Genomic DNA, 12,919 nt, shown 5'->3' on the forward strand with positions numbered 1-12,919 from the left:
AACTATTTCTAACATTAACCGTTATATTTATGCTCCTTCGTGAAGAGATTACCTTGATGATGCTATATGTAAAAGATGAGACTACTTTTTGGGGTCTCAGTTTATCAAATGCTTCTATTTATTCTCATGTATTCGCCCTCGCGGCCATTTTATGTTTAATTGGATTTTTAAGGTCCAAGCCGGATTAATAAATCAACTACATGCGGTCTCATCGAGAACGGCCTCTTTCAATTTAGCAGTTCATTTCTTTGTTAGATCATCGTCAGCTTCGCCTTCAATCTGCCTTACGCCGCTTTTTTACATTGTCCATACTTTAAACGTCCTTGTGTATAGTTTGCCCAAAGGTATATTATGGGTGGATTGACGAAAGGAGTTGTTACCTGAATAGATGACGAATAGCAAAAACTTGACTGCCATGACATTCAATTTACGCGTAAATGTGCTCTCCGACGGCAGCAACGCCTGGCCACACCGCGAACATCTCGCAGCGGACGCGATTCTTCGTTCCAATGCTCATCTGGTCGGGACCCAGGAAGGGACGGCCGCTATGCTGGAGGATTTGGATGTGCGCCTGCCCGGCTACAGCCGGATCGGGAACGGACGCCTTGGAGAAGCGGAAGCCAAACTGCACAATGACGAATACTGCGCGATCTATTACCAACACGAAGCGCTGACGCTGATTAAGCACGGACAATTTTGGCTGTCGGAGACGCCTGATGAACAGGGAAGCCTGGGCTGGGACAGCAGCTATCCGCGTATCTGCACGTGGGGCTGCTTTGAGAGCAAGGAGCATCCGGGCTCTCGGTTTTATGCGTTTAACACGCATTTCGATCATTTGGGACAAATGGCGCGGGAAGAAAGCGCAAAGCTCCTTCTAGAGCGTATCCGGGCATGCCGTGAGGAAGAGAACGCCCCGGCGCTGCTTATGGGCGATCTCAACGCCGAACCGGACAATCGCGCTATCGGGCTGCTGCGAGAGCAGTTGCAGGATGCCTACACGCTTCTGGAAGAGCCGGTCGGCCGGACCTTCCATGATTTTGAGGGCGGTACCGATGGCGAGCCTATCGATTATATTTTCGCCACGCAGGATATAGAGAGGATCCGGACCACTGTGGATCGCGAACAGCGTGGCGGAGCTTATCCTTCCGACCATTATCCGGTTGCGCTCATTTTGGGAGTTGAGGGCTAGGCCGTTGCGGCTGGAAGGTTGGTATCTTGGTTCTCGTGTGCAGGGAATACTATGGGCATGATCGTTAAAAAAGCAGCCTATCCGGTAATCGGACAGGCTGCTTTTTTTGTGTTTGTTGTGTTCATTTTAGCTTTAGCATTTTTTCCTTTGTTGAACGACTTGGCTGCATGTCTGGCAGCCTCATCAGCTAGACGGACTGCCTACGCGCCAAGCTGCTGCATCAGCCCGCCTATGAGCTCAGCAGCTTCGCCAGGCGTACCAGCAGAACGGCCGCTTCGGCCCGTGTCGCCTTCTCGTTCGGAGCGAAGCGGTTCCCGCTCCGGCCGTCGATCAGGCCGCGTTCTGCAGACATCTGCACGTAAGGCCGGGCCCATGCCGGGATATCGGCCTCATCCGCGAAAGCAGCGGCTTTTCCACCTCCGGCCGCAGAGCCGTTCACGGCTTTGGCCAGCATCACGGCCAGCTCCGCACGCGTGACGGACGCTCCAGGACGGAACGTTCCGTCGTCGTAGCCGCTCACGATGCCGTTGGCGGCTGCATCCGCTACCGCCCGGACAGCCCAGGCGGGGATGGCGCCTCCATCGGCGAAGGGGAGCGGCGTTTTTGCCGCCGCATCTGTTGACGTCTTACCCGCCGTCTCCGCATCCTTCAACAGCCGCTCCAGCATCACGATCCATTCGGCCCGGTTGATTGTCGCGTCCGGATGAAACGTACCGTCCTCGTAGCCGTCTACGAGACCGAGAACAACGGCCCGGCCGATATCCGCTTCCGCCCAGTGCCCGGAAATATCGGCAAACCGGCTCCCGCCGCCCGCTCCAGGCTCGGCGCCCGGATCCGGTTTGGTACCCGGATCCGGTGGTGTGCCCGTGCCAGTCCCGGACCCGGAATCCGGCTTCGTTCCGGGACCGGCTCCGCCCTGCCCGGCAGCCTTCCGTGTAACCTTCAGCTTATACTCCCGGGTGGAGCCGTCTTCCGCCTGAACGGCAATTTTAAATACGTTGACGCCCTCACTCAAAGAAGCCGCATATTCCCCGCTGGCCGATCCCACATTCTGTCCGTTGACGGCGGCTCTAGCTGCGGAATCCATCGTCTTATACCGGATAACGCCACGGTCCGTCTCCGACTCGGCTGCATAATCACTCACTCCCGGCTGGAAGCCCGGCGTCAGCGCAGCTTCCTTCTCTCCCGCCGTAAAACGCAGCTCCTGCAGCCTGCTCTCCGCCGACAGCGACGGTGAAGACCCCGACGAACCTCCCGAAGCAGGCACAGCGAGAGTTCGGACCGTTCCGGCAAGCTCGGTGCTGCCGTTCCCCGCTTCGTCCTTGGCCTTCACGGCAAATGAGTACAGCGTGTCGCCCGTCAAACCGGTCGCCCGGTAGCTGTACGTATCCGCGCTGACCGTCGTCAGCAGCGCACCGTTCCTATACAGCTCATATCCCGTAACGGCTCTGTTGTCCGCCGCCTCCGGCCAGCCTACGTTCACGCTGGAAGACGTAACGCTCGAGAGAGCCAGCACTCCGCCCGCAGGCCAGACCGGCGCTTCCGCATCCGGCGACACTCCCTTCGTCAGCGTCACCGTCAGGGCGGCACCGGCATCTTTCGCCGATTCGTTCCCTGCCGCATCCGTCGCCGTAATCACGTAAACGTAGCTTCCCGGGGCAAGGTCCCCGATATCGGCTGCAGGCACGGAACCGTCCGCGCTGCTGGTCCCCAGGGCCACGGCAGTCCCCAGCTCACCCGCGCCCACGATGCCGTCCTTATCGGTATCTGTCCACGGATACGCTTTTACAATCGCTCCCGCTTCACCTACAGCCCCGGCCGCTCCATACAGGCGATCCGGCGTTCCCGCATAGTTATCCATGACGCCGAATTTAGCTACATCCACCACAGGTGGCGTCGTATCCGGCACCGCCTCGTCCTCCCGGATCGTCACGACCGCTTCGTCCGGTGACCCGATTACGTAGCCGTTCGCCGGATTGCTCAGCTTGACGGTGAAGGTTTTGTCCCCTTCGTAGACCTGGTTGTCCATAACCGTGATCGGGTAGTTCCGGCTCGTTTCACCGTCCTGCAGCACAACAACCTCATCAACCACCGCATAATCTTTACCCGCCACGGCTGTTCCATCCGTCGTCCGGATTCGGACTGAAGTTTGGCCCGTCGAGGAACCTGCCCGTTTTATCGTCACGTTGGCCGTTCCGCCGTTCTCAGCCGTTTCGGACGTGTCCGAAGCCAGAGAGAAAGTCCCTTCTGCTTTACTATTCATAACGTATATCGACGTATGCGAAGAAGTGCTGCTCGCCAGAACAATATCCGACCGGCCGTCCCCGTTAAACTCTCCCGTCTCCAGGTAAAAAGCATAAGGCGGATACGGATAACTTATCGGTGATCGAAACGTTCCGTCTCCGTTGCCCATTAATACGGCAAAATCTTGGGCTTGCGTTTGGCCAAGAATATCTAGGTGTCCGTCGCCGTCGAAATCCCCAAGCGCGACTTTGAGCGGGTAGTTCCCCGCCGGATACACAACCGCTTGTCCGAATCCTCCGCCTGCCGAACCGAGCAGCACCGCAATCCCATGATCTCCGTTGGCGGCAAAAACCAGATCCTTCAGGCCGTCTCCATTGAGATCGGCTGCTTTCATTCTGTTGGGGGACGAGCCCGCCGCATAATCAACCCGGCTGAATTGAGTGCCGGTTCCGTCATTTTTCAAAATACTGACCGTGTTGCTTCCGGAATTCGCGACGGCAAGGTCCGTTTTCCCATCGCCATCCATATCCCAAGCCGCAAGACTTCTCGGGTATGCACCGACAGGAATGGAAGCTCCGGGCACAAAATTCCCGCTCCCACCGATGTTAAACAGAATCGAAACCGAGCCGGATACATTATTGACTACGGCCAAATCCGGAAAACCGTCTCCGTTCAAATCCGCCGCCGCAATCCCGGAGGCTTCCGGGCCGACACCCGCAACGCTACCCCATGTCCGGAACGTCCCGTCCCCGTTGCCTTTCAGGATACTTACCGTGTTGTCCATAAAATTGGCAACCGCCAAATCCGGGCGATGATCCCCATCCAAATCCGCAATAGCAACCGCTCGCGGATTGCTTCCTACCGCAAAACTTGCCGGCGCTCCAAACGTTCCGTCCCCCCTGCCGAGAAGCACGGCTACCTGGTCGTTCTGAAAATTCAGCGACACCAGATCATCCAGTCCGTCCCCGTTCACATCTCCGGTCGTCACGTCGTAAGCCCAGCCGCCCACCTCATAAGCGACCGCATTTTCAAAAACCGGATTCGCCGCATTCGCTTTTACCGGCCCAACCGGTACAGCGACTAACGACGCGCCCAATACCAGCGCCAGCCATTTCTGCGCTTGACCTTTTTTTACAGATCGAACCAACTCTCTCACGCTCCCTCGTAACTACTAACTAACTAATTATATCGGATTTCTGGCATAAAAAAATCACCCTTGCGGGTGAAATCGGTTGACGGCACCGCCTACATTGTCGTCAGTACCCTGTGATTCTCATCCCTTTAAACCGGGTTATTTTATGGGTTATAATTCTCACCTTTGTTTAAGTTAAATGAATCATTTATTCATATTATTCAATTTTACAAAATATTCCCCAAATTTTACAATAGGGTCAAGTGGTTAGTGGTTGGTGGAAGGATACCACAGAAGGGGGATTTATGATGACAAACTCGGTAATTACTCGCGGCAACCCAGCGGTTTCTCACTGTGCCTTTACGTTCGATGACGGTCCGATGCGGATTCCTGTTGACGCATGGCTGGATGCCTTGGAGCAGGGAGGCGCGCGCGGGACGTTTTTTTTAACGGGCGAGTGGTTTGATCGGTATCCGGCGAAAGCAAGAGAAATGCTGGCAAGGGGCCATGAGCTCACAACGCATACCTACCATCACCGCAGAATGGCGGATGTGACCAAAGCCGTATTCTTCGAAGAGCTGAAGCTGGCTGAGCTTTCTTATCAAGAAGCAACGGGAAGGCCGGTTCCGACCTTCATGCGTTTTCCTTACGCCTCTTATCGGGAGGAGAATTTGGAATGGCTCCGGGAGTGGAACTATCTGGTCGTCGAGGGGGAGGATACCGTCGACTGGTCGGGACCGCCAAGCGCGCAGCTTGTGGAGCGAGTGATACCTAAGCTGGTCAATGGGTCGATTTTTATGTTTCATGCCAATGAAATCGCCAAAGAGACGCCACAGGCCGTTAAGTCGCTCGTACACCATACTCACGCCAAAGGTCTTGCCGTGGTTCCCGTATCCGAACTGCTTCATGCGGACGGCATCAGGGCTGGCGAGCGCAGTTGGCAAGTCCGCTTCAAACCGACTCTTCAAGGTTCTTTCCATAGTGAGCAGTGGAAGCGCGTAGCTGGGGAAGATGAATTGCGGAAGCTGGCCGCCGATTCACTTGAATGGGGGAATCCGAAAGCCCCGACAGGGCCCGGCGCCTATAGCAAATGGCTGCAAACGCTCTCCATGCAGGTCCAGTCGGATGACGAAACGCGTTTTGTCGTCCGCAGCTTTGCCGGCCAGCACTGGGCATACGCGCGTGCTTCGGTCCGCGGCGGCGCGCTGGTGCTGGAGGACTTCGCCACGAAGGAAGCCCATGCGGATGCCTTGGTATATGTCCTGCAATGGGCCGCTCACGAGGCATCAACCTTAGGTTGCGAGTGGATTACCAGCACACAGGACATGCGCCGTATTCACAAGCTGTGTGAACAGCTGGGCTTCGAAGCGGAGATTGTTTGGCAAGAAGGATAGGCGGCTAAATGGACGGATAAGCGTCCGAATCTGCCCAAAACAAACGGAAACCCGCGTTACACAAGATAACGCGGGTTCTTTAGGTTCCTGATAAAGTTGTCTACTACCCTACCGGGCAGACTTTGGTTGGTTAATCCGCACTGCAGACACCCCCACACTCGGCGTGCTGACACCCAGGTCGATTCGATTGTCCCCTAAGCTGGCTTGCAGACCGCTCACTTTATACGTGCGCCTTAACGCTGCGCAAGGAGGCTGCCAAAGTTTGAAGCTCTTTTTCCAGCATCTCCATGATCGTCTCCTTCTCTTCACGGTAAGGCAGTGTCACAGAAATTTGCCATACGCTGCCTTGATGCTGTGACGTAAAATGGAGTACGGGCGGTTGCTGAGCATGGGATTCGCCGCCGGCCGCTTCCGCTTCTTCAAATAAGTAGGCCGCATCCTCCGACTCGCCCAAATAGTTGTATACGATCGCTGTGCTGTCTAATCCTTTTTGCAGCAAACGCCGGGACTTTGGATAGTTTGAGGCGGTCTGTTCATTATAAACGAGATTCAAAAAGTTGATATTGCGCGCTGCGGCCGTTTGGAGCTTGTCCCGAACGGATTCGGAGTCGGCCTCCGTGCCGGTCAACAGCAGCGGGATCTGATCGATACACTCGCCGACGGTTTTGAAAAACGCATTATTTTCGTAATGTCTGCCGTAATGCGTCATCCACACGGGAACCGCGGCCACTTGCAAATAACGGCGGAAAAAACGTCCGGCAAGCTGCAGCGACCACACTCCCCAGTTAACCGACGCAAGTTCCTTGAATCCCGACATATCGAAGCGTAACTCGGCCTTGGTGTAACCTTGACCAAGCAGAGCTTGGATTGACTCGTTCACCAATTCCAATCCGGCGTCAAAATCTTCAAGGTGAAAAAGCCGAACCAATTCATGGTCCCCGATATGCTGCGGGCCCTTCCTCACTTGCGCTACATAAGCCGGGTAACCGTCCGCCGGCATGCCGGCTGTACCGGCCTCTGCGCCCGACGTTCTAAGCTGAGGCCAAGCTGTAAGGTCCTCCTCCGAGCGGCTAGCCAAACGGCGATAAGCTTCAAGCAGCTCGCTTTCGAGAATTGACCCGCTTGTCTCATCATAGATCAAATGCGAGCAGGGAAGCAGCAGCCGATGCTCCCGCCAATTCAGACGGACAAGCGCCATGCGATATAGCAGACGACCGCTTAACCTGTAGGGCTCAGTAAACAGCTTGGGCAGCAGACGGACGAGTAGTTCCTGTTGATCGGCTTTGCTGTAATCGGATAGGTCTACGGCAGGCAGCGTCAACTGTTCCGGGACCGCGCGCTGTTCCCACACCCAGTCCTGCCCGTCGCGCACCAGCACACTCCGCAGCAGGCTATGGCGAGCAAGCAGGCTGCGGACAGCTTCGGATAACAGATCGGCGTCGAGACCAAGCACATCAAGCCTTATCACGGTGCCCGAGCACTGCGGCCGCTCCAGGTGGTACTCCTGAGCCGGAGCAAGCGCATACCGGCATTCCACTGCTCCCACAATGATATCGGACTGCAAAGCTTCATGGAGAACCTGTATCCGCGAAAGCTCCCTTTTAACACGCCGTTTTATTTCGGCTGGGGATTTTTCGGAGATAGCAAGCGGCACGAGCTGCTCTATTGCGGCGTCCCTCCCCTCCGCAACCGAATCGGCTGCAGACTCGCCTGTCGTCAAATAGTGCGGGTGCAGATTCGAAGCAAGCTCGGCACGAATAAAAGCGAGCAGTTCACTCACCTTTACTCCGTGGCACGGCTCCATATTCAGCGTCACGCGAAGACCGTCTTCGCTTTCCTCCGTCACAAACCGGGAGCGAAGGCCAAATGCCTTCTTCAATCGCCGTTCGCTTTCTTGAACCGTTTCGGCAGGCTGAATGTTTACTTCGGCAGGCTGCTCCAGCAGGGCCGACAGCTTGCGAATCGTCTGCCCTTGGAAAATATGATGAATACCTATCGGTATTCCTGCCGTTTGCGCTTGAGCGATCAATTGAATGGCGGTTAACGAATGACCGCCCCGTTCAAAGAAATTATCATCTATCCCGATCGTTTCGGCGCCCAGCAGCTTTTGCCAGAGCTCCGTCAACGTTTGCTGCAGTTTTGTATGCGGAGCGGCGTAGGCCGCGTCCGGGTTCTCCTCCCGATTTGGCGCAGGCAGCGCCTTGCGGTCGACTTTTCCGTTCGGGGTGAGCGGCAGACGGTCCAATTGCACCCAAGCCGACGGAATCATATAATCCGGCAGCTCTTCGGCGAGCTCTTTCCGAAGCTCGCCCGGGGAGATGATCCGGTTGGCGACAATATAGGCGCAAAGCTGTTTTTGCCCGTGGATGCTTTCCTTCCCCGCAACAACAGCTTCCAGAATGAAACTCTGTTTCATGAGGCGCGCCTCCACTTCGCCAAGTTCGATCCGGTGTCCTCTAATTTTCACCTGGTCATCCAAACGTCCTATAAAATCCACATCGCCGTCCGGCAGCCAGCGGGCCGAATCTCCCGTACGGTACAGCCTTTCTCCGGGAACAAAGGGATTGGGCACAAACTTTTCGCCCGTCAGGTCAGGACGGTTCCAATATCCGCGCGCGACGCCCGCTCCGCCGATGCAAAGCTCGCCCAGCACACCGACGGGAACCGGCCGAAGCTGCGAATCCAAAATATAAAATCGCGCATTCAGCAGCGGTCGTCCGATAGGAACATGCCCTGCGTCCGGCAGCCGTTTCAGCGGCTGGTCATAGTAGCTGGAATCGATAGCCGCCTCTGTCACGCCATACGCATTGATGATGCGGATTTGTGCGCCGAATCGTTCCTGCAGCGCGCGATAATCCGCAACATTGCAACTGTCCGAGCTGGTGATCAGCAGCTTCATCGCGCCTATGTCCAGCCCCCTGTCCGTCACATATTGCATAAAAGGCACGATTAGCGCAGGCGTCGATTCGAACACGTTCACATCGTAAGCTTGAATCCAGTGATGCAAGCGAGTTGGGTCCAGTCGGTCGTCCTTGGGACAAATGACCATCATGCCGCCGTTATACAGTGTCCTCGCGAGATCACCGACAAAAACGTCGAACGAAAAGCTGGCCAACTGCAAAAGCCGCACCGGAAATTGGTCAAGCCGGTACTCCCGGCGGTAGCCTTCCGCCGTATTCATCAAGCTTTGGTGCTCGATCATCACACCCTTCGGACGCCCTGTCGTTCCCGATGTGTAGATCAGGTAAGCAAGATCACCGGGCCGATTGATGACAGCAACGGCCGAACCCTGGTCGTCGTAAATCGCTTCATCATCCAATGCGAGCACCGCGGTTCCGGCTTCGTTATCAGCCAAAATCACTTCCAGCCGCGGTTCAAGCGCCGCTTCCGTCAGCAGGACGGATGCTCCGCTATCCTCCAGCATAAAACGGATACGTTCCGGCGGGTAATCGGGGTCAAGCGGCACATACGCGCCCCCGGCCTTCCAGACCGCCAGCACGGCGACAAGCAGCAGCGGCGATCGCCCCGCCAAAATACCGACAAGCGTCTCTCGGCCTACACCGCATGCTTGCAGTTTACGGGCAAGCCGGTTGGACCGTTCGTCCAGCTCGCGGTAACTTAGCCGTTCATCCCGGTAAACAACGGCTGTCTGGGCAGGAATACGTGCCGCCTGCGCAGTAAACGCCTCATGGAAAACTCCCGCCATTCCTCGTCCTGCCTCAAGCCCTGCATTAGCAAAATGATCCAACAACCCGCTGCGTTCCTCCGGCGTCAGCATGCTTAACGCCGATAGCTTGGCCTGCGGATCAGCCAGCGCCGCATCGATCAACTGCACGAAATGGCCGGCCATCCGTTCGGCCGTCTCCCGCTCGTACAGCGCGTCGCAGTATTCCAGTCGGAATAGGAGTTCATCCCCCTGCTCCTCTGCATCCAGCGTCAGATCGAATTTCGCCGAGCGGTAATCCGCTTCCTCCGCGCTCGCCTTCAGCCCCGCCAGCTCCGGCACGGCTCCGCCTTCGCCCTGCCACGCGAACATCGTGTCAAACAGCGGATTGCGGCTCATATCCCGCCGCACGTTCAGCTTCTCCACCAGTTCTTCGAACGGGTAATCCTGATGCGCGTACGCTTCCAGCGCCAGCTCCTTCACTTCCCTCACGTACGCTTCAAACGGCTTGTCCGCCGACGGATACGTGCGCAGCGCCAGCGTGTTCACAAACATGCCCATCACCCGCTCCAGCTCCGCGTGCGGCCTTCCCGCTACCGGCGTCCCCACGATCACTTCTTCTTGTCCGCTGTACTTCGACAGCAGCGTGGAATAGGCCGCCAGCAGCACCATGTACAGCGTCGCTCCCGTGCGCAAAGCCAGCCGCTTCAGCCCGCTTGTCCGTTCCGCTCCCAGGGTGAAGCGGACAACGCCTCCCGTGTAGGAGAACACGGCCGGCCGGGTCCGGTCCGCCGGCAAATCCAGCACCGGCAGCTCACCCTTCAGCCGCTCCAGCCAGTAAGCTTCCTGCGCTCGGACACGCTCGTTTCCCGCCTCCGACTGCTGCCACACCGCATAGTCCTTGTACTGGATGCGCAGCTCCGGCAGCACTTCGCTTTCGCCTTCGCCGTTGTACAGCCGGGACAGCTCCTCCAGCAAAATCGCCGTCGATACCCCATCGGATACGATGTGATGCATGTCGACCAGCAACCGGTGGCGATTAGCGCCTTCATCCACCAGCGCGGCGCGCAGCAGCGGCGCCTGCTCCAGATCAAACGGGCGGATAAACGCCCGGGCCGCCTGCCGCGCTTCCGCTTCGCCTCGGACACGGATGCGCGGCAGCGTAAACTCCGGCGGCGCTTCCTTCGGGGCAATCCGCTGCACCGGCACGCCATCACGCAGCGTAAAAGCCGTCCGCAGCGCTTCATGACGCCGGATCAGCGCGCGGAACGCCTGCTCCAGCCGCGCCACATCCGGCTCGCCGTCCAGCCGCAGGACGCCCGGCATGTTGTACCCGAAGCCGTCCGTCTCCAATTGGCTGAGCACATACAGCCGTTTCTGCGCCGACGAAACGGGGTAGCTTTCCTGCTCGCCGGCAGCCGGAATGCCCGCGTACGGATTGGGCTGCAGCCCTTCCATCGCCTGCGCCAGCGATTCGACGGTCGGATGCTCGAACACCATCCGCATCGGCACTTCCACCTGCAGCGCTTGGTGAATACGCGCCGTCAGCGCCGCCGCCCGCAGCGAATGCCCGCCGATTTCGAAGAAATGATCGCGGATACCGACGGCTTCCGCGCCAAGCACTTCCCGCCACAGCTCCGTCAGCCTCGCCTCCAGCGCCGTGCGCGGCGCTTCCGTTCCTTCGCCCGACCGCTCCGCGAGATCAACGTCCGGCGCGGGCAGCGCGCTCCGGTCGATTTTTCCGTTCGGCGTCAGCGGAAACGCGGCGAGCTGCACGGCATAAGTCGGCACCATGTAGGCCGGCAGCTCTTGCAGCAGCGCTTGGCGCAGTTCACCTACGCTCCATGTCTTTTCGGCAGTGAAATAGGCGCACAGTTCCACAGCGCCAGCCTTGTCCGCATGGGCAACGATCAGCGCCTCCCGCACGGAAGGGAGCCGGTTCAACTGCGTCAAAACATCGCCAAGCTCGATGCGGTAGCCGCGGATTTTAACTTGGTCGTCGATGCGCCCCATATATTCCAAATTGCCGTCGGGCAGCCACCGGGCCAAGTCCCCGGTCCGGTACATCCGGCGTTCGGGCGCAAACGGAACGGGAACGAATTTTTCCGCAGTCAGTTCGGGACGGTTTAAATACCCCCGGGCCAAGCCGATTCCGCTGACACACAATTCGCCGGGTATGCCGACCGGCATGATGGATTGATCCGCGCCCAAAATATATACTTGATGATTGGCGATGGGACGCCCGATCGGCACCGTTTTAGCTGTATCGTCCAAAGTCGAGTACGGCCATGCCGTCGAGCAGATGGAATCCTCCGTCGGTCCGTAATTGTTAAAATAGCGCACAAACCCGCTCCAACGGCGCGCCAGCTCGGGGGAAGACGCGGAGCCTGCGGTAATGAGCCGCGTCAGGCTCGGCATGTGCGCCGGATTCAAGTAAGCGGCATAAGTCGGCGGAAGTGTGGCGACCGTAATGCCGTTGTCCCGCACGTATTGTTCCAGCAGCCGGTAATCGGCGATCACCGAAGCGTCCGGCACATAAAGTGCCGCCCCGCCAAATAAACTCATTGTCATTTCCGAGCAGGCCGCATCGAATGAAAAACTGGCAAACTGCAGCACGCGGTCCTGTTCGCACACCTTAAGCGCTTCATCGTAAAACAATTTGTAATTGCATACCCCCGCATGTTCAACCAGCACCCCTTTGGGCTGCCCCGTCGTACCCGACGTATAAATGACGTAAGCCAAGTCGCCGGCTTTTACGGAGTCCGCGAGATTTGACCCGTCGCCGCTGAAGCTTTGCGGATCATCCAGCAGCAGCCATTCGCCGCCAAACGCCACACGGTTCCGAAGCCGCGACTGTGCGAGAAGCAGCGAAACACCGGCGTCCTCCAACATATAGCGGATACGCGCTTCCGGGTAATCGGGATCAATCGGCACATAGGCGCCCCCAGCCTTCATGACTGCCAGCGCCGCGGCAATCATCTCCGGTGAACGCTCGGCCAATATGCCAACCAGGGACTCCCGGCCCACACCTTTGGCCTGAAGCGTGCGCGCCAGCCGGTTCGCCCGTTCATTCAGTTCGCGGTAGCTCCATTGCCGCTTTCCCGACACCACGGCCGGGCGGTCCGGCGTGCGCGCCGCCTGACGTTCAAGGAGCCCATGAATTGTCAGCATGTCATCCGATGAATAGGCGCGGGTCGTGTCGTTAAACGATTCCAGCACCTGCGTCCTCTCCTCCGGCGTCAGCATGCTTAACGCCGATAGCTTGGCCTGCGGATCAGCCAGCGCCGCATCGATCA

At 57.7% G+C, this 12,919-nt stretch carries 4 protein-coding genes; 2 read left to right on the forward strand and 2 right to left on the reverse strand.

The features are described from left to right. Positions 1-388 precede the first annotated feature (388 nt). Positions 389-1,189, forward strand: coding sequence for an endonuclease/exonuclease/phosphatase family protein (locus HMPREF1207_RS08930; RefSeq protein WP_009675122.1), 801 nt, complete (start codon positions 389-391; stop codon positions 1,187-1,189). Positions 1,190-1,418: 229 nt separating this feature from the next. Here the strand turns inward: HMPREF1207_RS08930 and HMPREF1207_RS08935 are convergent, their stop codons facing one another. After that, entirely contained in the window at positions 1,419-4,580 is a 3,162-nt protein-coding gene (locus HMPREF1207_RS08935) for an FG-GAP-like repeat-containing protein (RefSeq protein WP_009675078.1), read from the reverse strand. Positions 4,581-4,870: 290 nt separating this feature from the next. On the opposite strand from HMPREF1207_RS08935, the gene HMPREF1207_RS08940 reads away from it, so the two are divergent. Then, positions 4,871-5,959, forward strand: a complete 1,089-nt coding sequence (locus tag HMPREF1207_RS08940; protein ID WP_016423596.1) for a polysaccharide deacetylase family protein — start codon at positions 4,871-4,873, stop codon at positions 5,957-5,959. Positions 5,960-6,179: 220 nt separating this feature from the next. On the opposite strand, the gene HMPREF1207_RS08945 is transcribed toward HMPREF1207_RS08940, so the two are convergent. Further along, positions 6,180-12,842, reverse strand: coding sequence for a non-ribosomal peptide synthetase (locus HMPREF1207_RS08945; RefSeq protein ID WP_231392028.1), 6,663 nt, complete (start codon positions 12,840-12,842; stop codon positions 6,180-6,182). Between the last annotated feature and the right edge of the window lie 77 nt (positions 12,843-12,919).

It is taken from the genome of Paenibacillus sp. HGH0039 (genome assembly GCF_000411255.1).
Lineage (GTDB): Bacteria > Bacillota > Bacilli > Paenibacillales > NBRC-103111 > Paenibacillus_F.